The organism is Mesorhizobium sp. M0145 (assembly GCF_040322355.1).
GTDB lineage: Bacteria > Pseudomonadota > Alphaproteobacteria > Rhizobiales > Rhizobiaceae > Mesorhizobium.
This window is the reverse complement of the sequence record NZ_JAMYTK010000001.1, coordinates 110,219-132,663: the sequence shown is the minus strand read 5'-3', so window position 1 is coordinate 132,663 and position 22,445 is coordinate 110,219. Positions and strand designations below refer to the sequence as shown.

Here is a 22,445-nt window from a genome sequence, read left to right as displayed (position 1 = left end):
ACCAGAAATCTCAGGCGTTCAGATCAGCGGCAATGCCACTCATCCCGCTATCTGCCCATTGTCCTGCCTGGATGATACTGACGGGCGTAGGCGACACAGGCGTCTACCGTGCTGACACAGAGCGCATCGCGGTTGTTCGGCAGGTTGTTGTCGCCGGCGTAGGCAACCTCGGCAACATGACCGTCAACCATTCGAATTTGTGTGTTGCAATAGCCGCCGGGGGCGACGTTGACGGAACCTCCGAGCGCAGGGACCGGGCCAATGGCCACGGTCGGAACGACAATGTTGAGATTGCCACGTTGAACGACGCGCTGATAGGTCCAGATCTGGCCGGATTTGCCGACATCGGCAGTGGCGGTCGGAAAGCCGGCGCACATTCGAACGTCCGCCTCGCTAAGGCCGACCATCTCCCTACGGGCTGCCGCCGCCGTGGCGTCTTCCTTCGCAGTGCTCGACGTGTCGTCGGGCATGACGCAGGAAGACAGGATGGCGGCGCTTGCCGATAGAAGGAGAAGGGCAAGCTTTCGGGTGTGGAAAGATGTCATACCAACTTCGGATTGCACGGGAGCCCCGAATGCCAACCTAGGAAGTGGGCCAATCGAGTCAACCGGCAGAAAATTCACGAAGTCGTTTGGTCCGCCATTCCGCCGCACGCATCTGCTGGAAGAGGTTAAGGCTGCCGCCGTGACCCTCGCGCCCTATCTTCCGCCTGGGCATCGGATTTCCAAATCCGACCCCTCTTCTTGTCAGATGTACTGGCGCACGGTGCTGTGACTTTGGTTCGGCCGACGGTGTGCTAGTTTCCAGCCAATTGCTCCGGAGACGTCATGCCTATCAAGCTGCAAGAAATCGCCCTCGCTCTTCTGCTGTTGGTTGCCGGAGTTGGGGTGGGTCACGCGGAGACGCGGCCGCCGCCCACAGGCGGGGTTCTCTCGCTCCTGCCACCGCCGCAGACTTCCGATCATTCGATCCTCATTGCCGGACGCACGCTCGATTACGAGGCCAAGGCCGGCACGCTGTCATTGCCGTCCGGCAAAGGCGATATCACCGCCGAGATTTTCTACGTCGCCTATGCACTGCACCCCGGGAAAGAAACGGGACCGGATCCGCGGCGCCCGATCACCTTCGTGTTCAATGGCGGTCCGGGAGCAGCTTCCGCCTATCTTCATCTCGGCGCGCTCGGTCCGCGGGTCCTGGCGACGGCGGCCGATGGAAGTTTCTTGCCGCCGCCGCAGAGGCTGTTCGACAACCCCGACACTTGGCTCGACATGACCGACTTGGTCTTTGTGGACCCTGTTGGAACCGGTTACAGCCGTGAAGCGCCCGGCACGGAAGCACACAGCTTCTGGGGCGTCAGCCAGGACGCCGCGTCGATAGGCGCGTTTATCCGGCTCTATCTGGCGCAGACGAACCGTACGGCATCGCCTGTCTTCCTGGCTGGCGAAAGCTATGGCGGCTTTCGAGCAGCATTGCTCGCCAGGAAGCTTCAGGAAGACATCGGCATCAGCCCGAGTGGCGTCGTGCTGATTTCGCCGGCGCTCGAATTCACGCTGGTGCGCCCGGACGAGTTCCAGCCGCTCCACTGGGCGCTGGAACTGCCGTCGCTGGCGGCAGTGCGCCTACACAGCGAAGGCGTTTCCGGCCCGGCCCTGCAGGAGCGGCTGGCGGAAGTCGAACGCTATGCGCTCGGCGATTATCTGGCCGCGCTGGCAGGTGGGCTGGAGCAGGGTGGACGCCTGGCGAGCCAGCGTGTCGCCGCCATCACCGGTCTGCCACTCGATCTCGTCCAGCGGCACTTTGCACGCATTCCCATAGGGCTGTTCGCCAAGGAGTTTGCACGGGCAAAGGGCAATGTTCTCAGCGCCTATGACGGCAACATCGCGACAGCGGACGTGGCGCCAGAGAGCCTGGGAGTCGAGGGTCCCGATCCGGTGCTCGACCGAAGCGTGCCGGCGCTCACCTCCGCTTTCGTCGGCTATGTGCGTGATGAATTGAACTTCCGCACGGATATCAGCTATCGGCTTCTCAACCGTGAAGTCAGCGGCAATTGGGACTATGGGACGAGCGCGACGCGTCAGGGCTATGCGGGTGTCATGGACGACCTTCAACAGGCGCGCGTGCTAAACCCCAGCCTCGGCGTGCTGATCGTCAACGGCTACAGCGACCTGGTGACGCCGTACATGGGCTCGCGCTACCTGCTTGGTCAAATTCCTTCGCTTGCCGGCGCAAAGCCCATTCGCACCGAGGTGCTGGAGGGCGGGCACATGATGTATCTGAGGCCGGATGGACGGGCGGCACTGAAGCAGGCCGCGTCCGAGCTTTACCGAACGACGCAATGAGACGGTTTGCCCAAAAAAGCGCCGGATACGCTGTTCGCCCTCTCATCAGGCCCTAGTTCCATCGCGATTGATCGGTTACACACCTAGGATGGCGTCTTTCAGCGACGTTCGACAACGGATTAGCCGGCTCTCCAGAATCGCGCCACTGGTGCGGCGTGCTGCCGAGCGGGCCATTCGGAACACCAAGCCACACAGGCTGACAAGCCTTGTTGACCGTTGGAATGCGCTATCGCTGGCAACGCAGTTCCTGCTCGCGGGCGGTCTATTTTCCCTGTCAGCCATGGTGGTGGTGGGGATTTCCGTCACGAACCATATAGAAACCGTGGTCACGCAGAATTCGGCTTCCGCGACGGCTCTTTACGTGGACAGCGTTATCGCGCCGCTGCTTCCGGATATGCGCAAGAGCGAAGTGCTCGACGAGAGCGTCGCCCATGCGCTCGATGAAACGCTGGGACAAGGGGCACTCGGCACAAGGCTCGAATCCTTCAAGCTCTGGCGTCGCGACGGAACCATCCTGTATTCGACCGACAAGAGATTGATCGGCAAGCGCTTCGAACCCAGCGACAATCTCCGGGCGGCATTCGCAGGCCAAATGGTCTCGGAGTTCGACAAGCTCGACGATCCGGACAGCGAGGCCGAAAGAGCCAGCGGCTTGCATCTCCTCGAGATCTACAATCCGGTGCTGCAGCCATGGTCGGGGGAAGTGGTGGCCGTTTCGGAATTCTACGAGGTCGCCACTGATTTTGAAAGAAACCTGCATCAGGCGCTCATTCGAACCTGGCTGGACGTTGCCGCCGTCACAGCGGCCTTCTTTCTGGGGCTGTCGGCAATCGTGTTCCGTGGCAGCCGCATGATCAGTTCGCAGAGCCGCTCGTTGAAGCAGCGCATTGCCGAGCTTTCCGATCTGCTTGCGCAAAACAGACTGTTGAGGCTGCGGGTGCAGCGTGCCTCGCAGCGTGCCACCGCACTTAACGAACGCTATCTCAGGCGCATCGGTGCGGACTTGCACGATGGCCCCGCGCAATTGGTTGCTCTCGCGGCGCTGGGGATCGACAGCCCCGTCATTGCCGATCCCGCTACGCCGCAATCGAAGCGTGCACAGGAATTGCTGGCCATCAAAGCACATCTGGACGATGCCATGCGCGAGATCAGGAGCATCAGCAAGGGCCTTGTCCTGCCGCATATCGAGCATGCCGAACTGGGTGAAATTCTCCAGCTAGCCGTACAGGCGCACGAAGAACGAACCGGCGTCAAAGTGAGATTATCGATGACCGGCGGCCATGCGCCGTTATCGCCGGCGGCCAAGATCTGCATCTTCCGCTTCGTCCAGGAGGCGCTGAACAATGGATTCCGTCATGCCGGAGGTGAAGGTCAGTCGGTCGAGAAACATTTCGACGGCGAGCGCGTTTGTATCGAAGTGGCCGACGCCGGCGCTGGCTTTGACCCGCAAATCGTGCGTCCCGAGAGGCTGGGACTCGTTGGGCTGCGCGAGCGGGTGGAAAGCCTCGGGGGCCAGTTTACCGTGACTTCCTCACAGAGTGGCACAGTCGTAAGAATGGCCCTCAACATCGTTGAAATGGGGCAGACATGACAGTAGCCATCAAGCTCGCCATCGTCGACGACCACCCGCTGTTCAGGGAAGGCGTTGTGCGCACGCTCGATCAGATCGGCGGGTTCGAGATCGTCGGTGAAGGAAGCAGCAGAGACGATGCCCTGCGGATAATCGAAGACCAGCGGCCCGACATTCTGCTGATGGACATCTCGGTTCCTGGAGGTGGCCTTGGCGTGATCGGACCGGCCCTTGAGCGGCATCCGGCACTGAAAATTGTGATGCTGACCGTTTCGGAAGAAAACCAGCACGTGATGACCGCGTTGCAGAGCGGGGCAAGGGGCTATGTTCTGAAGGGGGTCGGGTCGAGGACGTTGGCTGCGATCCTGCGCACGGTAGCGTCGGGCGAACGATATGTCTGTCCACAATTGTCGGCGCGCCTGTTGGCCGATCTCTCGGCTCAATCAAAAGAGCCGGCGAAAGCTGACGGACTTGCCGACCTCACCAGCCGCGAAAGGGAGATCCTGACGCTGGTTGCCGCGGGACTGAGCAACAAGCGGATCGGGCTTCGGCTGAACCTGCATGAAAAGACGATAAAGCACCACATGACGCGAATCCTGGCCAAGCTCAACGTCAGCAACAGGACCGAAGCCGCCATGACCTTGCGCGACGCGACTGAGCGCCGGCATCCGCCTGTTCGCGATCATGCTTGAGCCGAAATTGCCGCACGGCGCGGCCATGTGAACTGGCCCTCAGTTGATCATTCCAAGCAACCTGTCCCGATCGGAACGCGTCGCCAGGCGCCGAATGATGATGCGGCCCTCGGCATCCCGCATTTCATATTGGTCGCTGTCGATGCGCTCACTGAGTCCGTTCGAATGCACCACGCCAATGCTCGGGCCGCTCACCTCGACCCGGTCTCCTGTGGATGCGTTGACAAAGAGTTTTGGCTTGCTATCGGGGTTTACCGCAGGGGCGGGATCAGGGAGATTGTCGTCCTGCGACTTTGCTTTGCCCTTGCCGGCACCAGCGTTCGAGTTCGAATTGCCGGAGTTTCCACCCGAATTGCCCGAATTGCCGTTCCCATTCCCGTTCCCGCCATTGCCGTTCCCGCCATCTTTGGCCCAGGCAGCCTGCGGGCCGAGCGGCTGCGATGATCCATCGACCACGACGCGATAGGGGCTCACGACGAGAATGAAGGTCAAGACGACTACAGAAATGCCGACATGACGTCCTCGTGAAGATCCGGTCCTTCGTTTCCGGGTCGTCATCAATGAACTTGTCAGTCGCATGTCGGAACTCCCCTTAATCATATGGCTTTGTCGTACTGCCTCCTGTTCGAATTCGTGTGATGCTTAAAACAATGGTTTGCGTCCGGAACGTCAAGGCCCACCAGTCCCACGATGGTAACTGGTGGGTCTCGCTAGCGCAGGAAGGGACTATTTACTGCGCAAGTCTTTTGCCTTCCCGTGGTTGCGTCTCTCCGCGATAGCGCCGAGTTCCACCGTCAGCCAACAATAAATCCAATGGCCGCGATCCCGAAACACAGGCCAAATAACGGAAAAAGCAGCCAACGTGCCTGGTGAATGCTCGGGTCCATGGCGGCCTCCTGTAACAGTCGGCATCGCAACGGGGCTCCTCGGAACTCAGTTCCTGAAACTCTCGCATTTCGGGCTTTTGCGATAGCAGCCTCGGACCAAAGTTTGGCTGTGCGGGTCCTTGGTCGATAGGCCTACAGACTGAAGTCCCTATGCCAGGAGCCACCCTGCATTCGGCGACCTTTGTGTCCAACTGGCAGCTGCGATCCACCGCCCCTTCGAATGCTTTGCGTTTCTGGCTCTATGGCAGCAACGCCGTTGGTCTACTGCCGCATCGTTGAAACGCCACCAATACAGACCCATATGCGAATTGCGTCGGATGTCTCCTCCCATTGCGTCCGGCGCGTTCCCCTCTGGAGGTTATAGACCTTCACACTTGGCCGGGCTTAACAGTCCGGCCTTTTCTTTTGGCATTTTGCGCAATCCGCCTGATGGCCCTAATTTGCGAGACATCGGTAAAATCGATTTGCAAATGCATTCATGTGCTCGTAACCTGTCACCATGAGCACGATTTCCAAAGTTGCCACGCGAGCGGGCGTGTCGCGCACGACCGTGTCGCATGTCATCAACCATGCGGACCGGGTATCGAAATCGCTGCGTGAACGCGTACAAGCGGCGATCGACGAACTCGGCTACACGCCGAACCCGCAGGCGCAAAGTCTGCGCACCGGCCGCACCAACATCATCGCGATGCTGATCCCGGACATCCGCAACCCGTTCTATCCGGAGCTGGTGAAAACGGCGCAGTCGACGCTCGAAGTGGTCGGCCTCGACATGCTGATCTTCAACACCGACGTGCCGGGCGGACATTCACAGGATCACGGCCGCGAGTATTTGCGCCAGATAGGGCGCAAGCGGGTCGACGGCGTCATCGTTGCCGACTTCGCGCTGCACGGCATGCACAGCGAACTGCTCAGCCTCGATCTGCCCGCCGTCTTCATCGGCCATCTGCCGAACCATGCTGTCGACAGCGTCCAGCTGGACGATTTCGGCGGCGGCTATCTGATGGGCGAGTATCTGGCGAAGAGGGGCCATCGCCGCGTCGCCCATGTCACCGGGCCATCCTTTTTCAAGGAGGCGATGGCGCGTGCCGCCGGCTTCGAAAAAGGGCTCGCCGACAATGGCGTGCCAATCTCCGCCGATCTGCGGTTCGAGGGAAGCTATCTTGCCCCGTCAGGGCGGGAAGCGGTCACCTGGCTCAGGGAGAAGCACGGCGGAAACCTGCCGTCGGCGATGTTCTTCGCCAATTATCTGATGGCCTCCGGTGCGCTGACCGAATTCTACGACCATGGGATCAATATCCCTCAGGATATCGCCATCGCAGTCTTCGATGACCTGCCTCAACTGGAATATGTCAGGCCGAAGCTGACCCGTGTCGGCAACAGTCCGACAATGCTTGCCAAGCGCGCCACGGAAATGCTGCTCGAACGGCTGGGTGGCAAAGTCGAGGGCGCGCCGCGCACCGAAGTGATCCCATGCGCGTTGAGCCCATTCGACAGCGCGTGACGCCAGATGCCGGCAAAGGGAACGGAGGTCCCTTCGCCAACGTTCGACCGAACAACATCCAAGGGAGGAATTGATGACTGACGAAACGACCCGCGACCGGCCATTGGCCAGCCTGAACCGCCGTCGGCTGATCCAGGGCGGCGCCACTTTCGCTGCCGCCGGCCTCACAGGCTTCCCGTTCATCAACAGGATGGCCGTGCGCGCTCAGGAAGCGCCGCTGAAATTCTGGCAGTTCTATGCGCCTGGGGGAGACGTGAAGCCGCAGGTCCAGTGGTTCGAGAAGCTGGTGGCCGACTGGAACGACGGCCACGACCAGAAGGTCGAGCTCGAATATGTCGTCAACAGCGAATACATCTCCGGTTCCAAGCTGGCAACGGCCTTCGCGTCGGGCGAGGGCCCTGACATCTTCCTCATCAGCCCCGGCGATTTCCTGCGTTATTACAATGGCGGCGTACTTGCCGACCTGACGCCGCATATCGAGGATGCCGCCAAAGCCGATTTCCCGGAAAGCGTCATCGCCAACCGCATGGTGGACGGCAAGATCTACGGTGTGCCGATGGAAGTCGAGCCGATGGCCTTCTACTATTCGGTCAAAGCGTTCGAGGATGCAAAGCTCAACGAGAACGACGTGCCGAAGACCTGGGACGAGCTGTTGGCGGTCGCCAAAAAGCTGACGACGCCCAGTCGCTACGGCGTGCTGTTCGAAACGACTCCCGGCTATTACCAGAACTTCACCTGGTATCCGTTCCTGTGGCAGGGCGGCGGCGAATTCCAGGGCAAGGACGGCAAGAGCGCCTTCGATTCGCCGGCCACCGTCCAGGCGCTGAAACTCTGGCAGGATGCCATCAATACCGGCGTGGCGCCGCGTCAGGTGGTCGGCGGCGGCTTCGACATAGTCGCCAATCTCGGGGCAGGGCTGTGCGCCATGCAGAACTGCGGCATCTGGGGCATTTCGGCGATGGACAACAACGCCAAGGACGTGCCCTACGGCATCTTCAAATTGCCGACACCGGCCAATGGCAAATACGTCACCGTCGGCGGTGGCTGGGCCTTTGTCGCCAATGCCGGAGGCAAGAACCCGGATGCTTCCGCCCAGTTCTGCGCCTGGGCGCTGGCCTCAATGGATCCGGCATCGATCGACCGGGTCGTCAACTGGTGCACTGTCGCCAAGAGCGACATGCCGCCGCGCAACAGCGCGCTGAAGGCCGGCGCCGATGTCTTCAGCACCGGCAAGTTCGGCACCTTCGCCAAGGAGATCCATCCGGGGACGCGCGCCGAGCCGCGGGTTCCGCCGGAGGCCTACAAGATCATCTCCGACGCCATCCAGTCGGCACAGCTTGGCGGGGTTGATGCCCAGCAGGCGGCGACGACGGCCAGTCAGCAACTCGATGCGTTCCTCGCTTCCTATTCCGGCGCGCCGATCCTTTAGGCCCTTTCCAGCATGGATCAGATGAAACCGCCAGCCGCGGGCGCGAATTCCGCCCGCGGCCTCACCGCCAAGCAAAGGGAGCGCTACGCCGCATGGCTGTTCGTCCTGCCCGATGCGCTCGGCTTGCTGGTGTTCGTCGGCGTGCCGATGCTGCTGTCGCTCGCCGTCGGGTTTTTCGAGGTCAACGGCTTCGGCGGCTACAGGTTCGTCGGGTTCGTCAATTACAGGCGCATGTGGGGCGACCCGCTGTTCTGGTCGTCGGTGAAGGTGACGGTAGCCTATGCCGTCATGCTGGTGCCGGCGCTCTACGTCGCCGGACTGGGACTGGCGCTTCTGGTGCAGAAGACCAACCGCTTCAACGCGGTCATGCGCTCGATGTTCTTTGCGCCGCAGATGGTCAGCCTGGTCGTGGTGGCGCTCGTGTGGCAGCTCATGCTGGTCGAAAAGGTCGGCATCGTCAGCCGGCTGGCGCCGCTCGTCGGCCTCGGCGGAATTTCGCTGCTCGGCGATCCAAATCTGGCGCTGTTCACGCTGGTGCTGGTCAGCGTCTGGTTCCTGATGGGTTTCTACATGCTGATCTTCCTCGGCGGGCTCCAGGACATCCCGGCAGAGTACTACGAAGCTGCAAAGATCGACGGTGCCGGGCCGGTGACGAGCTTCTGGTACATTACTTTGCCCTTGCTCAAGCCGACCAGCTTCTTCGTCCTCCTGGTCTCGCTCGTCGCGGCTGTCGCCGGCGGCCAGGTCTTCGACCTGATCTATGTGATGACCAAAGGCGGTCCGGTCAATTCGACCTCGGTGCTGATCATCTATATCTACAAGCAGGCATTCCAGTTCGGCGCGTTCGGCTATGCATCGGCAATGGCATCGCTGCTGGTGCTGGCGCTGATGCTGGTCACGGTCTTCTTCTTCGTGCTGACGCGCGGCGGACGCTTCGAGCATGACTGACGGCCGAACTCCTTCCGGCCGTTCGCAGATACGAGCGGCGAGACTTGCCTGGATGCTGGCAACCGCCGCACTTGGCCTGATGACGGTATTCCCGCTTGTCTGGATGCTGATCATCTCGCTCAAGCCGGCGAGCGACGTCTTCACGCCGAGCCTCATTCCGGAACGCCCGACGCTCGGCAATTTCCTCTATGTGCTGACCGAGGTGCCGTTCCTGCGCTATCTCTTCAATTCGTTCTTCGTGTCGGCGACGGTGACGGTCGCCGCGCTGTTCTTCCATTCGATGGCCGGCTATTCGCTCGCACGGCTCCGTTTTCCGGGCCGCGACACGCTGTTCCTTGCCATGTTCTCGACCTTCCTGGTGTCGCTGCCGGTCATCATCGTGCCGCTGTTCATCCTGACGCGGATGCTGCACATGCTGGACAGCTATGCCGGGCTGATCATTCCGGCGATCTTCAACGCGTTCGGCATCTTTCTGCTCAGGCAATACTACCTGTCGCTGCCCAGGGAACTGGAAGAAGCGGCGATCATGGATGGTGCCGGCTACTGGCGCATCTATTGGAGCATCATCCTGCCGCTCAGCCGGCCGATCCTGTCGGCACTGGCGATCCTGTTCTTCCTCGCCAACTGGAATGCTTTCCTGTGGCCGTTGACGATCACATCGGACCTCGATCTCTGGGTGGTGCAGGTAGCCATTGCGAACTTCAAGAGCCAGTACGCCGCCGCCTGGAACTACGTCATGGCCGCTTCGACCATCGTAGCCGTGCCGATGCTGGTTCTTTTCGTGATCTTCCAACGCCAGATCATGGAATCGATCAAGACAAGCGGCCTGAAATAACCGCTGAAGCAAGAGGAGAAACACATGGATAATGCCGGCTTGTCGCCGCTTCGCGGGCTCGCCAAATTGCGCGACGCCAAAACCCGCCGGTTCTCAAGCTACGACCGCACCGGCGGCAATGACGACCGGCTGCACATTGAACCCGGCCAGACGGTGGTGATTGCCGAGCATGACGGTGCCGGCATCGTCACGCATATCTGGGCGACGCTCGCCTGCGAGAGCGAGGCGTTCCTGCGCAAGATCGTATTGCGCGCCTATTGGGATGGTGAGGCACATCCGAGCATCGAAACGCCGATCGGCGATTTCTTCGGCATGGGCCACGCCCGCACGCGCAATTTTGCCAGCCTGCCGGTGCAGGCAAGTCCCGAGGATGGCAAGGCCTTCAACTGCTACTTTCCGATGCCGTTTGCCAGCCACATGCGCTTCACCGTCACCAATGAGGCTGAGGACGACCTGCTTTTCTATTACTATGTCGATCTCGAACTGCATGAGGAACTCGAGGAAGGCCTGGGCCGCTTCCACGCCCAATACAGGCAGCAGCGACCTGATGGCATAGACGAGACGGGGCTGGCCAACGAGCAGGTCCTGTTTGGCGGGGAAAACACCGACGGGAACGGCAACTACACCATCCTGGAGGCGGAAGGTCATGGCCACTATGTCGGCGTGCTCTATTCCGTCTATTCGCGGCGGCGTTCCGCACTATGGGACTGGTATGGCGAGGGCGACGACATGATCTTCGTCGATGGCCAGCCGGGCATTTCCGTGCCGGATACAGTGCGCAAGCCCGATCCGCGCATCGGACCGAAGGCCGAACTGATCGACGATCGCGGCGAGACCGGCCCCGGCGCCAACGATGCCTGGCCGCCGACGCTGCACGGCACCGGCACGGAAGATTATTTCAATACGGCATGGTGCCCGACACAGGACTACAGCGCGCCCTATCACGGCATCATCGCCGCCGGCGGGCCGAACTGGACCGAGCCGGTTACGCTCTATCGCTGGCACATAGAGGACCCGGTCATCTTCCACAAACGGATCCGGGTGACCATCGAGCACGGTCACGCCAATCGCCGCTCGGACGACATTTCGTCGGTCGCCTTCTGGTATCAGGCCGAACCGCACAAGCCGTTCGAAGCGCTTGCCGATGTCGAGGACCGCATCCCCACCTATCGCGCGCCTTATCACAATTGGGATGCCGCCTTCGACGAGAAGAGGCGTTAGGCCGGGATGCGTTCGAATTGAACCGTGCATCCCGCGCTATCTGCGTCGGGGCACGACACTGCCGCAGCGCGCCACCTCAGCTGCGAGGTGGAAGTTGCTGGACAGACCAGGTGTTGCCGTCGGGATCCTCAAAGAAGACAAATCTGCCCCAGGGAAAATCCTTGATATCGCTGACCTCGATACCTTGAGCGGCCAGGTACCGGTGTGCCTCATCGACATCGGGCACGACCAGTTGCAGGCCCCTTATGGATCCCGCGGGGCTGTCGACGAGGCCCTTGCCCATGGCAATCGAACAGGCCGAACCGGGCGGCGTCAATTGCACGAAACGTATCTCGTCGCTTACGGTGTGGTCGTGATCGAGATGAAAGCCGACCTTCCCAACATAAAAGGCAATTGCTCTATCGACGTCCGATACGGGGACCGGGACTAGTTCCAGCTTCCAATCCATGACAGCCCTTTCGCAGCTTGATCGCCAAGTGGTGCCGAACACCGTGGCGCCATCCCGCCATCTTCCCAATGCCATTGTCGGCGCGGGCCGCTCAGTCAGTCAAGAGATACCCGGGCTCGGGCAACGTGAGGACTGGTCTCATTGCTGAGACGGCGTTCGGAACCGATGAGCACAAGCTCAGTTAGGCGGAGGACAACCACCTTTCGGATCAGCAAGGACGACTTTAATGATCGGAACGCAGGGCGCCGAATACAACTGTGGGAAGGTTGAACGGGCGTCGTTGACGCGCGAAGGGATTGCTTGGAAGCGACGCTCGCCGAAGCTGGCGAGATCGTCGGACGGCGAAGCCGAAGCGCAATTATGCCGTGAATGCCTACGATTCGGCCTGCCTTCTCCTTGCCGCGATCAAAGACGCCAGCACTGTATCCAAGGGTATCCGAGCCGGCGCGACGTTCTGGCGGCGGTGCGCGATATCCGTTTCAGGGGAATCGCCTATCGCGAGCCGGTGCGGTGGGATGAAAAGGGCGACAATCTGGCCGCTGTGACCGCACTCAACGGGGTGGAAAACGGCCGCTTCCGACAGATCGCCGAAATCCAGCAGATGCAGAGTGTCGAGCAGACCTGACGCCGACAGGCTCTCCGACCGAACCGGTTTCCGCCGCTTTGCCAGGACGATTTTCACAGGACCACGAAACAATAATCTCCGGTCGCCGTTTCGCCCGCAGAACCTTTCGAGGAGGCGACGATGAGCGCAACCGGCTTGGACGTTTTTGACAAAACGCTGCAAATAACAAACATCTGGCTTGACGAGATCATGGCGGATCTTGGTCCGGATCGACACGTCGCCTGGCATACATTGGGCGCCGTTCTGCGAACCCTTCGGGACAGGCTGCAGATCGGACTGGCGGCCAACTTGGGAGCGGAACTGCCGCTGCTCGTGCGCGGCGCCTACTATGATCGCTATCGGCCCGCCGACATGCCCGACAAGACACGCTCGCTCGAGAAGTTCCTGCAACACATCGCCGATGAATTGAAATCGACCCGTCCTGTCGATGCCGAGGATGCGGCACGCTCAGTGCTGCGTGTGCTTGCACGGCATATCGACCTTGGCCAGTCGGCAAAGGTGCGGGATGCGCTGCCAAAGGAAATCCAGGTCCTCTGGCCTGAAAGCGTGGGCGTCAAATAGCGGCGATCCTGCTCATGCGGACGCGCGACGGACCAGCTGCCACGAAACGCTGAAAAGGGTAGGTATTGCGCCCGGTGTTGCCGAGATCAATGAGATCAGATGATCGGCAAGATGGTCGTAGTGGGCAGTTTCGGGGCCGATTGTCGTCAATGCCGGATGACTGAATTCGCCCTCGTCGATATTGCCGCAGCCGATGACTGCAATGTCGCCGGGCACGGAGAGGCCGGCCTCCTCGAATGCGTGCAGGGCGGTCACGGCGGCAAGATCGGATTCGACGAAAAGCGCGGTCGGCCGATCCTTGCGGGCGGCCAGCGCCGTAGCATTGGCAAACGCAGCCTTGCGCGCCTCTGCACCGCCGATCACCAGGTCGTCTCGCAGCGGAAGGCCGCGTGCTTGCAGGAAGCTGCGATAGGCGGCGAGACGGCTCGCGTCCACCGCTTGCTCATGCACCATATAGGCGATGCAGCGATGGCCGGCTCGGTAGAGGTAGTCGAGTGCCTCGAAGACGGCCCTGCCGGTATGCTGGCGCACAACCGAGAAGCCTGCCGGCTCGATGGTCGGATGGAAGATCACCGCTGGCCGGCCCGCGGCCGCCAGGCGCGCGGCCAAGAGCATCACCTCGGGCTCGGAGAGATGCTGCCAGTCGGCGATAATGCCGTCTGCCAGCCCGCTCTCGATTTCCCTCACGATCCGGTCGGTTCGCTCGAAGGTGTCTCCCGCGGTGATAATCGTCGAAAATCCCCTCAGCGCCGCTCCAGATTGGATATCCTGCGCGATCCGGTCGCTGAACGGCACGCCGAGACGAGGCAGTACAAGGCAGATTCGCTCGGCCTGCTGGCGGCGCAGCTGCCGCGCGGTGCGGTTTTGCACGTAGTTGAGCTCAGCGACGGCCTCAAGGATGCGCTGCCGCGCCTCCTTGCCGACGAACTTCAGGCGCGTGCTGTCGCCGCTGAGCAGGTACGACACGGCAGCGGTCGATACATTGGCGCGCCGGGCGACATCGGCCATGGTCGGCGCCTTTCTGCGATCGGAATTTCTCTCGTGCATTGTTGGATCCGCTGCGCGACGTGACATGATCAGCTGTCGCTCAGCCGGATTTCATTCCAGCTTCCATGCCCGGCGGCAAGGATCTCGGGCCTTGCCTCGCCGGCCTCCACCATCAGGGCAACGATGCGGCCTCGCAGCCATGCACGCGTCTCTGCGTGATCGGGCGAAGCTATGAGATTGGTTAGTTCGTTTGGATCGGCATCGAGGTCGTAGAGCCTCGCCTCGACATAGAAATCGCTGCCGGAATCCCGCCAGCCGTCTTTTCCCGGTGCCTCGACCTCATATTTCCACCGTCTGGTGCGCAAGGCGCGGCCGACATGGTGCTCGCTGATTTGAATGAATATCTCGTCGCGCGGCGGCCGTTCGCCCTGCAGTGCGTCGAGCAGCGAGACGCCCTGCATCGAATTGGGCACTTTCAGGCCGGCCGCGGCGAGCAGGGTCGGCGCGAGATCGACGAGGCTGACCAGGCCTTCATATGTGCCGATGCGCTGGAAGCCGGGGCCGTGGAATAGCGTCGGCACGCGGATCGACGCCTCATGACAGGAACGCTTGTATTCGTTGTTGCGGGTCTTGAAGTGACATCCGTGGTCGGAGGTGAAGAGGATGATCGTGTCGTCAAGCCGGCCAAGGCTGTAGAGCGCCTCGATCAGCCGTCCAAACGCCTCGTCGAGGCGTGCGACCATGCCCAGATAGCCGGGGAAATGTTCGGCTGTCGTGCCGCCAAGTGCGGCGAGATCGCCGGGAATGGCGAGCTTCTTGCGGATCCTGTCCTCGTATCCGAGCGGGGCAGGGTAGTTGTCCGTCTGGTTCTGGTGATGCGGCTCGAGGAAGGACAGGAATAGAAAGAACGGCTCGTCTTCCCTCGATGCGACATAGCGGATTGCAGCGTCAGTTAGGGCATCGACGCGGTATCCCGGCAGCTTCACCGCCTTGCCCTCATTGTCGTGGACGACGGTGTCGAAGGGGCCGGAAGTGAACTCCAGGATGTTGGAGGCCAGCCAGTAGCGATAGCCGCCGCGTTCTTCCTGGGTGACCGGCTCGGCGGACCCCAGGTGCCACTTGCCGATGTAGGCGGTGTCATAACCTGCCGCGACGAAATGATGCGCGAGCGTGCGCTCGCTCTTAGGCAGTGGGATATCGTTACGGTAGCAGCCGGTCGTAGTCGGGTACCGCCCCGTCTGAAAGACGGAGCGGGCGGGGCCGCAAACGGGCTGGCATGTAAACGAATTCGCCAAGAACGTGCCGGTCCCGGCGAGGCGGTCGAAATTTGGCGTAAGCTGGAGCGGATTGCCATGGACGCCAACGGTGTCCCAACGCTGCTGGTCGGTGAAGAAGACGATCACGTTCGGTCGGCGGGACGTCATAGGGTGCAATAACTCCGAATGGTCATTTCATGCCTGCCAGCATCACGCTGCGGACGAAGTAGCGCTGCGTGAAGAGGAACAGCAGCAGGCTCGGGATGAAGAGAATGATCCCGCCCGTCGCCGTCAGGTTCCACTGGGTGAAGAATTCCTGGTTGAAAAGCGTCAGTCCCGTCGTGATCGGCCGCATTTCGGTGGTGTTGACGGCGACCAGCGGCCAGAGGAATTCGTTCCACTGGAACACGAAGGTGAGGAGGGCCAGCGTCGCCAGTGCCGGCCGGACCTGCGGCAGCACGATGCGCCAGTAAAGGCCGAGTTCCGAGCAGCCGTCCATCCGTGCAGCGTCAAGCAACTCGTCGGGAATCGGACGGATGAACTGCCGCATCAGGAAGATTCCGTAGGCGCTCATGGCGAATGGAAGGATAAGGCCCTGATAGGTGTTGAGCCATCCCATCCGCGCGGTGAGCACATAGAGCGGGATCATGCGGATGAAGAATGGGATCATCAGCGTCGACAGCACCGCGACAAACATGACGCGCTTACCGGCGAATTCCATTTTCGCGAAGACGTAGCCGATCAACGGATCGAAGATCAGATGGAGGAAGGTAATCCCGCCGGCGATGATGAAGCTGTTGAGCGTGAAACGCGCGAACGGCGCCTTTTGCCAGATGTCGATGTAATTCGTGAATTGCCACGTCTCGGGGATCAGAATCGGAATGCCGCTGAAGACGTCGGCATCGCTCTGCAGCGACAGCGAAAGCATGTAAAGGAACGGAAAGATCGACAGCGCCACGCAGAAGAGCAGCAGTAGGTAGGACGGGAGCGTTTTTGCGAATGTCATGCCAATCTCAATAGGTGGTTTCGCGGTTGAGCAGGCGGAACTGAACGAAGGTGATGGCCAGGATCAGCAGGAACATCAGGAAAGACAGCGCCGAGGCGTAGCCGATGTTGAGCTCGAAGAAGGCTGCCTCGAACACGTGCAGGCTGAAGAACCGCGTCGCGTCGGCCGGTCCGCCCTTGGTTATCAGGTAGGCCGGCGCCAGCTCCTGTAGCTGGCTGATCGTGCTGACGACCGCGATGAACAGCGTGGTCGGCGTCAACAACGGCCAGGTCAGATAGCGGAATTGCTGCGTCGGCGTGGCGCCGTCGATGGATGCGGCATCGTAGAAGTCGGACGGGATCGACTGCAACGCGGAGAGGTAGATCAGCATGGCATAGCCGACATCCTTCCACACCGTGATGGCGATGAGGGTCGGCAGCGCGGTCGAGGTGTCGCCGAGCCAATTCTGGGTCGGCAGCCCAAGCTCGGCAAGGAAGCTGTTCAAGATGCCAGTGTAGGGATCGAGAATTGCCTGCCACATCAACGCGACGATCACGAAGGAGGTGATGTAGGGAAAGAAGATGATTGCGCGGATCAGAGTGCGCCCCGGGATCGGCCGGTTGAGCACGACCGCCAGTCCGAGGCCAATGGCGATGCTGGCCGCGGTGACGCCTATCGCGAAGGCCAGCGTCACGAAGAGCGACTGCCGAACGCGCGCGTCGCCGAGGGCAGCAACGTAGTTGTCCAGTCCGGCGAATCGGCTCTCGCCGATCAGCGGCTGGCCGCTGTACAGGCTCGCCCAAAACTCCAGTCCTATCGGATAGAAGAAATAGACCGAGAAATAGAGGATTGCTGGCGACAGCAGCAGGTAAGCGAGAAGCGTTTGTCTGGTGCGCCGGCTGAAGCGGGCAGCTCGCCGGGTCGGCATCGCGCCGACGCGAATGTCCGTATCGGCCGTATCGGTGCTGCCGCTGATAAACATCGGCCTAGTTGTTGGCCAGGATGACGTTGGCCTCGGCCGCGAATTTCGGCATAATCTCGGCTGCTGGCTTCTGATTGTAGATGATATCCTCGAGCGCACTTTGCAGAAGCTTCTCGATTCGCGCGTGCTTGCCGGTGAGGCGCAGCTCGGCGGTGACGTCTTGCGCGTAAGGCAGGCATTTGCTGAAGCTGCCGATGACCGGATCGGCCTGAACCTCGGCGTTTTCGGCCCAGGATTTGCGCGGCATCGTCATGCCCGCTTCCTTGGTAGCCGCCAGTTCCGTGTCGAGCGCGACGAGCCGCTTCAACAACTCCCAGGCCTCCTTCGGGTGCTTGGCGTCCTTAGGGATCATCACGCTGACGCCGCCCGCGAACGTCGCCTGCACCTTGTGCTTGAGTGATGGCGCAACCGCCCAGTTGAGCTTCGGGTTGCCCGAGCGGATCGGCTTCACGTCCCACGGACCGGTTATGATCATTGCGACCCGGTTGGCCGTGAACAGCTTTTGCGGACCCTCATAGTCAGCACCCGCCGCCGGCTTGGTCGCTGCTTTTTCCTTGTGGATCAGGTCGGCGAGGAACTGGATCGCTTCGATCGCCTCAGGACTGTCGAGATTGACCTTGTTTGTCTTGGGATCGTAATAGCTTACGCCGTTCTGCAGCAGCCACGACGAATAATATCCGATGCTGGGGTTGGGAGCGAAGCCGAAGCGGGCGCCGGTCGTCGTCGCCTTGGCAACCTTCAGGAACTCCTCCCAGGTCGCAGGCGGCGCGTCGAAGCCCGCCTGCTTAAGCATATCGACGTTGTACACGAGGGTGGCGCAGGTGAGGTGGATCTGGACGCCATAGTACTGGTCGCCGAGTTTGTTGCGCTCGACGGAATAGGCTTGCCAGTCGTCGGGATAGCCGATCGCCTTGCCGTCTTGTTCGATGAAGTCGTTCAGCGGCCGCAGCAGATTCCGCTGGCCGAATTCCTGCACCCAGCCGCCGGGTTCGGCGACGAGATCGGGCGGACTCTTCGCCGCAAAATCCGCCACCAGCTTGGTGCGCATATCCGGCCACTGGAATTTCTCCCACTGCACCGACCATCCGGGATGATCGGCCTCGAACTTTGCTATTGCATCGGCATAAGCTTGATAGGCGTGGCCGGCGTTCCAATAGAGCGTCAAGGTCTCGGCATGGGCCGCAGTCGCGGTCGTCAGGGCCACGCCCAAAACCATGCCGTGCAGGAATCCGACTGACTTGTAGCGGCTCATCTTGGTCTCCTCCCAGGTTTGCCACCCGCCTTCCTCACAATGGATGGTGTCATATTATTCGATTAATATACCCGCTATACCGCAGTTTTTGTCAAGCTCCGACTGTAATGCAGTGCATAGTTCTGGCCGAACTCGGGCGGAGCTATTTACAGCGCGCGATGGCGAAGTTGCTTCCGGTACCCGGTATGGACGATCGCGGCCTAACCTGGAAAGATCGTGAAACCGCCATCGACTCGGATTACCTGCCCGTTGATGAAGCGCGCGCGCGGACCGGCGAGGAAGGCCACCGCTTCGGCGATCTCTTCAGGCTCCGCATACCGGTTCAGCGATTTCTTGCTCGAATCCATGCGCTGCGGATCGACCACGCGGCTCGCCTGGAACCGTGCCGTCTTGGTGGCGCCGGGGCTCACCGCATTGACGCGTACGCCATCGTCGATCAGTTCCTTGGCGAGGCAGCGCGTATAATGGACGACAGCCGCCTTGAGCGTCGAGTAGACCACCTCGGGCGAGCATCCGATATGCGCTGCCGCCGAGGCGATGTTGATCACCGAGCCTGAGCCACGCTTGACCATCGGCGGAACGAACGCCTGGCAGACCAGCATCGTGCCGATGAGGTTGTTCTCGGTTAGAACCTTGATGTCTTCGTAGTCGATGTCCAGTGCGTTGTTGGGATTGGGCTTTACGCCCTTGGCGCCGATGTCGCCGCCGGCGCAGTTTACCAAGACGTGCACGTCGCCGAGCTCCGCCTCGATCTTCCTCTTCATTTCCGCGACAGCTTGCTTGTCGCCGATGTTGCCGGTGACCGCGGCGATGCGCGTCCCATGCTTCTCCAAGCCCCTGGCAGAGTCGCCGAGGTCCGCGAATTCGCCATATTGAGATGGCCGGGCCCAATCGAGGTCGTGGACCGCGACGTTTGCGCCAAGTTCGGCCAAGCGGTCGGCCATCACGCGGCCGAGGCCGCGTCCCGAGCCGGTGACGAAGGCGGTCAGGCCGCTGAGTTCTCGGGCAGTCATGCTGATTTCTCCATTGCAATGAAATCGAATTTCATCATGTTGGCGGCGCTGCGCCGGATCATGTCGAGCTCGTACGAAACGAGCGCACCGTCATCATCGCGCTCCCATGGCGTGCGGTAGTCGGCGTCGTCCGCAAGGCGGTTCAGGCGCGCAGCACTCAGGCAGGCCGCGAATTCGCGGGCGGTCTTCGGCGCATATCCGTTCCACCAGTCGTCGGTGAGACAGCGAACGTGACGGGCCTCCAGCGCGCCGGGCTCAAGCACCGCCGTCAGCGTGTCGTGGTGCTCGCCAAGGATGGCTGCCAGTTCGGCGAAAGGCACGGCGCCGTCGCCGATCGCGCAGCGGACCAGGCGGTAGCCCTCATCCGTGAACTGGACGCGATAGTCCTTGAGGTGAACGTGGCGGACATGGGGCGCGATCCGGCGCGTGAAGGCAAGCGGCGCCTCGCCGACAGGAAAGGTGTTGCCGGTGTCGTAGGTGATGCCGACACCCGGCCCGCCGAGTTCGCAGAACGCAACCAGTTCGTCGCTGCCGAAGTCCTGATGGTTCTCGATGCCGAGCACGCGTCCCTCGGCCGCCGCACGCGGCCCCCATTCCGTCAAGGCAGCGCGAATCGTTGCGTTGAACTCGCTCCATTTCGGACCCCACGCATTGCGGTCGCCGCACAGGACAGGCGTCAGTGCGATACGGATCGTCGTCGCCTCGAGCAGGCGCGCAGCCCGAAAGGCGTTGTCCAGCGGACCTGCCACTAGAAGTCCGCCGCTCACCACCGGGACGATGTCCAGCGCGGCAAGACGCCTGCGCAGGGCGACGATTTCGGCGTCAGTCAAGTCGGTCAACCAGGGTTCGTAGATCTCGAGCGTGCGTGCGCCCAGTTCCTGCGCCAGCGTGATGAAGCCTTCCAGCCCCACGCCGTCCGGATTGTGCCGCGGCGTGCCGCGGCCCTGCAGGCCGAGATAGTAGGTCAGTCCGTAAGGGTTGAGGCCGAGACGAAACATCAGCTTGGCGGTTCCAATGGAGAGCGGAGAGGCGTCACTAGCGCAGACCGGCATCGACGGTTATGGACTGTTTGGTGATCATGCGGCTGTCGTCGGCCGCCAGGAAGAGCACGGTGCGTGCAATCTCCTCGCCCAGCAGGACGCGGCGAATCAATTGCCGCTGCACCGTCTGGTCGACTGCCTCCTGCGTCTTGAACCACAGCTCGCGCTGCCGCTCGGTCATGACGGCGCCGGGTTCGATCGCATTGACGCGGATGTTATCCGGTCCGAACGACCGCGCCAACGCACGCGTCAGCGCCACCACGGCCCCCTTGGCGGTGGCATAGGCCACCATCTGGTCCGCTCCGAACCGCCAGGCAATGGAGGAGAAGTTTATGATCGAGCCGAAGCCGAGTTCCTTCATATGCGGATGCACTGCCTGCGCGGCGAAGAAGTGATGCCTCAGATTGACGTCGAAGCTGCGGTCCCAATAGTCGGCCGTTACCGCGTCGATGGGATGGCGCTGATCATTGGCTGCGTTATTCACCAGGACGGCGACCGGACCAAGCCGCGCGCGCACGCCTGCTACCGACGCCTTTAGCGCATCGACGTCGGTCACATCGCAATGGAGATATAACGGAGCCTGCCCGGCGGCACCAGCGAGCTCGCGCACCAACGCCTCCGCTGGTTCGTCCTGCACATCGAGAAAGGCTATCCGGGCGCCGTTCGCCACGAAGGCGCGGACCATATCGGCGCCAATGCCGGAGGCGCCGCCGGAGATCAGCACGACCCGATCGGTCAAGCTCGGATAAGTCGCGAATTGTACGGACATCAAACTACAGAAGCGCCTTGGTTGTTGGATCGAACAGACAGGCACGCGACATGTCGATGCCTAGCGTTATCGTCTCGCCCATGACGGGAGCGTCATCCGGCTCGAAACGGCCGGTGATCTCCAGGTCACCCAGCCTGAGCACGGCAAGCGTCTCGGCCCCGGTAGGCTCGACCAATTCGACCGGCGCCTGCATGGACGCCACAGCAGGTTTGCGCGACTTCAGATCGGTCGTGAAACGGTAGATGTGTTCCGGCCGGATACCGAGCACGACGTCCTGTGGCGCACCGGCGGGCATCGGCGCGGCAAGGGCGAGGCTGGCGTCGCTGCCGTCAGCGGCGCGTACCGAGATGCTGGTCGAGCCCGTAAGCCGGGCGGGAATGAAATTCATCGCCGGCGATCCCATGAAACCGGCAACGAACATGTTGGTCGGCCGGTCGTAGATCCGCTTCGGCGTGTCGAACTGCTGTACCGAGCCCTGGTTCATCACCGCAATGCGGGATGCAAGCGTCATCGCCTCGACCTGATCGTGGGTGACATACACCGTGGTCTTGCCGACGCGATGGTGAAGCTTCTTGATTTCGGTACGCATGTCGACGCGCAGCTTGGCGTCGAGGTTGGACAAGGGCTCGTCGAACAAAAACAGCTTCGGGTCGCGCACGAGGGCACGCCCCATCGCAACGCGCTGCCGCTGGCCCCCCGAGAGCTGGCCGGGCTTGCGTTTAAGCAGCTGTTCGATCTGCAGGAGTGCGGCAACCCGCTGGACAGCTTCCGCCTGCGCCGCTTTTGGCACGCCGCGGCTCTCCATGCCGAAGGTGATGTTCTGGCGCACCGTCATGGTGGGATAGAGGGCGTATGACTGGAACACCATCGCAATATCGCGGTCCTTGGGTTGCACCGAGTTCACCAGCCGGTCGCCGATCCATATCTCGCCCGACGTGACGGTTTCCAGTCCGGCGATCATGGCGAGCAAGGTTGACTTGCCGCAACCCGACGGGCCGACAAGGGCGACGAATTCTCCGGTCTTAGCCTCGAGATCGATGCCGGCAAGAATCTCGAGCGAGCCGTAGCTCTTGTGAAGGTTGCGGATCATCAACGCGGACAT

At 61.5% G+C, this 22,445-nt stretch carries 22 protein-coding genes; 10 read left to right on the top strand and 12 right to left on the bottom strand.

Annotation, left to right across the window (positions count from 1 at the left end; genetic code table 11):
* Positions 1-47: 47 nt before the first annotated feature.
* Positions 48-545, bottom strand: a complete 498-nt coding sequence (locus NKJ28_RS00785; protein WP_352469597.1) for a hypothetical protein — start codon at positions 543-545, stop codon at positions 48-50.
* 282 nt (positions 546-827) lie between these two features.
* Here NKJ28_RS00785 and NKJ28_RS00780 point away from each other — a divergent pair, with 282 nt between their 5' ends.
* The 3 genes from NKJ28_RS00780 (at position 828) to NKJ28_RS00770 (ending at position 4,601) form a co-directional block, all read left to right on the top strand.
* Positions 828-2,339, top strand: a complete 1,512-nt coding sequence (locus NKJ28_RS00780; protein WP_352633578.1) for a S10 family peptidase — start codon at positions 828-830, stop codon at positions 2,337-2,339.
* Positions 2,340-2,619: 280 nt separating this feature from the next.
* Positions 2,620-3,930: a sensor histidine kinase gene (locus NKJ28_RS00775; protein WP_352634300.1), complete on the top strand. Its 1,311-nt coding sequence runs from the start codon at positions 2,620-2,622 to the stop codon at positions 3,928-3,930.
* Entirely contained in the window at positions 3,927-4,601 is a 675-nt protein-coding gene (locus NKJ28_RS00770) for a LuxR C-terminal-related transcriptional regulator (RefSeq protein WP_352448141.1), read from the top strand. The genes NKJ28_RS00775 and NKJ28_RS00770 overlap by 4 nt, the downstream gene beginning before the upstream one ends.
* 39 nt (positions 4,602-4,640) lie before the next feature.
* On the opposite strand, the gene NKJ28_RS00765 is transcribed toward NKJ28_RS00770, so the two are convergent.
* Positions 4,641-5,093: a hypothetical protein gene (locus NKJ28_RS00765; RefSeq protein ID WP_023675489.1), complete on the bottom strand. Its 453-nt coding sequence runs from the start codon at positions 5,091-5,093 to the stop codon at positions 4,641-4,643.
* An 894-nt stretch (positions 5,094-5,987) separates the two neighbouring features.
* Here NKJ28_RS00765 and NKJ28_RS00760 point away from each other — a divergent pair.
* From NKJ28_RS00760 to NKJ28_RS00740, 5 genes are all read left to right on the top strand, one after another.
* Complete coding sequence (locus tag NKJ28_RS00760; protein WP_352454133.1) at positions 5,988-6,992, top strand: LacI family DNA-binding transcriptional regulator; 1,005 nt, start codon at positions 5,988-5,990, stop codon at positions 6,990-6,992.
* A gap of 73 nt (positions 6,993-7,065) precedes the next feature.
* Positions 7,066-8,421 (top strand): ABC transporter substrate-binding protein, encoded by a 1,356-nt coding sequence (locus tag NKJ28_RS00755; RefSeq protein ID WP_352454134.1) that lies wholly within the window; start codon positions 7,066-7,068, stop codon positions 8,419-8,421.
* Positions 8,422-8,442: 21 nt separating this feature from the next.
* Positions 8,443-9,369 carry a carbohydrate ABC transporter permease gene (locus NKJ28_RS00750; protein ID WP_352568071.1) on the top strand — a complete coding sequence of 309 codons (927 nt, stop codon included), beginning with the start codon at positions 8,443-8,445 and terminating at the stop codon, positions 9,367-9,369.
* Positions 9,362-10,204 (top strand): carbohydrate ABC transporter permease, encoded by an 843-nt coding sequence (locus NKJ28_RS00745; protein ID WP_352568070.1) that lies wholly within the window; start codon positions 9,362-9,364, stop codon positions 10,202-10,204. Before NKJ28_RS00750 ends, NKJ28_RS00745 begins: the two co-directional genes overlap by 8 nt.
* Positions 10,205-10,228: 24 nt before the next feature.
* On the top strand, positions 10,229-11,425 hold the full coding sequence (locus tag NKJ28_RS00740; RefSeq protein ID WP_352633574.1) for a glycoside hydrolase family 172 protein: 1,197 nt from the start codon (positions 10,229-10,231) through the stop codon (positions 11,423-11,425).
* 76 nt (positions 11,426-11,501) lie between these two features.
* Here NKJ28_RS00740 and NKJ28_RS00735 read toward each other — a convergent pair whose 3' ends face one another.
* The gene (locus NKJ28_RS00735; protein ID WP_352568068.1) at positions 11,502-11,873 is read right to left on the bottom strand and encodes a VOC family protein; all 372 of its coding nucleotides are present in this window, start codon (positions 11,871-11,873) and stop codon (positions 11,502-11,504) included.
* Positions 11,874-12,099: 226 nt separating this feature from the next.
* On the opposite strand from NKJ28_RS00735, the gene NKJ28_RS00730 reads away from it, so the two are divergent.
* Complete coding sequence (locus NKJ28_RS00730) at positions 12,100-12,498, top strand: hypothetical protein (RefSeq protein WP_352577745.1); 399 nt, start codon at positions 12,100-12,102, stop codon at positions 12,496-12,498.
* 120 nt (positions 12,499-12,618) lie between these two features.
* Positions 12,619-13,059: a DUF2267 domain-containing protein gene (locus NKJ28_RS00725; protein ID WP_352577744.1), complete on the top strand. Its 441-nt coding sequence runs from the start codon at positions 12,619-12,621 to the stop codon at positions 13,057-13,059.
* 12 nt (positions 13,060-13,071) lie between these two features.
* Here NKJ28_RS00725 and NKJ28_RS00720 read toward each other — a convergent pair whose 3' ends face one another.
* From NKJ28_RS00720 to NKJ28_RS00680, 9 genes are all read right to left on the bottom strand, one after another.
* A complete protein-coding gene (locus tag NKJ28_RS00720) occupies positions 13,072-14,067 on the bottom strand; it encodes a LacI family DNA-binding transcriptional regulator (RefSeq protein ID WP_352577743.1) in 996 nt (331 codons plus the stop codon).
* Between the two features lie 68 nt (positions 14,068-14,135).
* Positions 14,136-15,470, bottom strand: a complete 1,335-nt coding sequence (locus NKJ28_RS00715) for a sulfatase family protein (protein ID WP_352633572.1) — start codon at positions 15,468-15,470, stop codon at positions 14,136-14,138.
* Positions 15,471-15,492: 22 nt separating this feature from the next.
* Positions 15,493-16,308, bottom strand: a complete 816-nt coding sequence (locus tag NKJ28_RS00710; RefSeq protein WP_023675500.1) for a carbohydrate ABC transporter permease — start codon at positions 16,306-16,308, stop codon at positions 15,493-15,495.
* Between the two features lie 7 nt (positions 16,309-16,315).
* Entirely contained in the window at positions 16,316-17,269 is a 954-nt protein-coding gene (locus NKJ28_RS00705) for a carbohydrate ABC transporter permease (protein ID WP_023675501.1), read from the bottom strand.
* 4 nt (positions 17,270-17,273) lie between these two features.
* On the bottom strand, positions 17,274-18,521 hold the full coding sequence (locus tag NKJ28_RS00700; RefSeq protein ID WP_352454143.1) for an ABC transporter substrate-binding protein: 1,248 nt from the start codon (positions 18,519-18,521) through the stop codon (positions 17,274-17,276).
* Between the two features lie 200 nt (positions 18,522-18,721).
* On the bottom strand, positions 18,722-19,534 hold the full coding sequence (locus tag NKJ28_RS00695) for an SDR family NAD(P)-dependent oxidoreductase (protein WP_352633569.1): 813 nt from the start codon (positions 19,532-19,534) through the stop codon (positions 18,722-18,724).
* Positions 19,531-20,532: a sugar phosphate isomerase/epimerase family protein gene (locus NKJ28_RS00690; protein ID WP_352448127.1), complete on the bottom strand. Its 1,002-nt coding sequence runs from the start codon at positions 20,530-20,532 to the stop codon at positions 19,531-19,533. The genes NKJ28_RS00695 and NKJ28_RS00690 overlap by 4 nt, the downstream gene beginning before the upstream one ends.
* Before the next feature lie 37 nt (positions 20,533-20,569).
* A complete protein-coding gene (locus tag NKJ28_RS00685; RefSeq protein WP_352454144.1) occupies positions 20,570-21,343 on the bottom strand; it encodes an SDR family NAD(P)-dependent oxidoreductase in 774 nt (257 codons plus the stop codon).
* A gap of 4 nt (positions 21,344-21,347) precedes the next feature.
* Positions 21,348-22,445 (bottom strand): ABC transporter ATP-binding protein, encoded by a 1,098-nt coding sequence (locus NKJ28_RS00680; protein ID WP_352454145.1) that lies wholly within the window; start codon positions 22,443-22,445, stop codon positions 21,348-21,350.

Coding starts and splice junctions, on each gene's coding strand:
- NKJ28_RS00725 (WP_352577744.1), top strand. CDS start 12,619: ATGAGCGCAACCGGCTTGGACGTTTTTGACAAAACGCTGCAAATAACA.
- NKJ28_RS00775 (WP_352634300.1), top strand. CDS start 2,620: ATGGTGGTGGTGGGGATTTCCGTCACGAACCATATAGAAACCGTGGTC.
- NKJ28_RS00700 (WP_352454143.1), bottom strand. CDS start 18,521: ATGAGCCGCTACAAGTCAGTCGGATTCCTGCACGGCATGGTTTTGGGC.
- NKJ28_RS00690 (WP_352448127.1), bottom strand. CDS start 20,532: ATGTTTCGTCTCGGCCTCAACCCTTACGGACTGACCTACTATCTCGGC.
- NKJ28_RS00680 (WP_352454145.1), bottom strand. CDS start 22,445: ATGTCCGCGTTGATGATCCGCAACCTTCACAAGAGCTACGGCTCGCTC.
- NKJ28_RS00745 (WP_352568070.1), top strand. CDS start 9,362: ATGACTGACGGCCGAACTCCTTCCGGCCGTTCGCAGATACGAGCGGCG.
- NKJ28_RS00770 (WP_352448141.1), top strand. CDS start 3,927: ATGACAGTAGCCATCAAGCTCGCCATCGTCGACGACCACCCGCTGTTC.
- NKJ28_RS00695 (WP_352633569.1), bottom strand. CDS start 19,534: ATGACTGCCCGAGAACTCAGCGGCCTGACCGCCTTCGTCACCGGCTCG.
- NKJ28_RS00735 (WP_352568068.1), bottom strand. CDS start 11,873: ATGGATTGGAAGCTGGAACTAGTCCCGGTCCCCGTATCGGACGTCGAT.
- NKJ28_RS00705 (WP_023675501.1), bottom strand. CDS start 17,269: ATGTTTATCAGCGGCAGCACCGATACGGCCGATACGGACATTCGCGTC.
- NKJ28_RS00685 (WP_352454144.1), bottom strand. CDS start 21,343: ATGTCCGTACAATTCGCGACTTATCCGAGCTTGACCGATCGGGTCGTG.
- NKJ28_RS00710 (WP_023675500.1), bottom strand. CDS start 16,308: ATGACATTCGCAAAAACGCTCCCGTCCTACCTACTGCTGCTCTTCTGC.
- NKJ28_RS00740 (WP_352633574.1), top strand. CDS start 10,229: ATGGATAATGCCGGCTTGTCGCCGCTTCGCGGGCTCGCCAAATTGCGC.
- NKJ28_RS00760 (WP_352454133.1), top strand. CDS start 5,988: ATGAGCACGATTTCCAAAGTTGCCACGCGAGCGGGCGTGTCGCGCACG.
- NKJ28_RS00780 (WP_352633578.1), top strand. CDS start 828: ATGCCTATCAAGCTGCAAGAAATCGCCCTCGCTCTTCTGCTGTTGGTT.
- NKJ28_RS00720 (WP_352577743.1), bottom strand. CDS start 14,067: ATGGCCGATGTCGCCCGGCGCGCCAATGTATCGACCGCTGCCGTGTCG.
- NKJ28_RS00730 (WP_352577745.1), top strand. CDS start 12,100: ATGATCGGAACGCAGGGCGCCGAATACAACTGTGGGAAGGTTGAACGG.
- NKJ28_RS00750 (WP_352568071.1), top strand. CDS start 8,443: ATGAAACCGCCAGCCGCGGGCGCGAATTCCGCCCGCGGCCTCACCGCC.
- NKJ28_RS00785 (WP_352469597.1), bottom strand. CDS start 545: ATGACATCTTTCCACACCCGAAAGCTTGCCCTTCTCCTTCTATCGGCA.
- NKJ28_RS00715 (WP_352633572.1), bottom strand. CDS start 15,470: ATGACGTCCCGCCGACCGAACGTGATCGTCTTCTTCACCGACCAGCAG.
- NKJ28_RS00755 (WP_352454134.1), top strand. CDS start 7,066: ATGACTGACGAAACGACCCGCGACCGGCCATTGGCCAGCCTGAACCGC.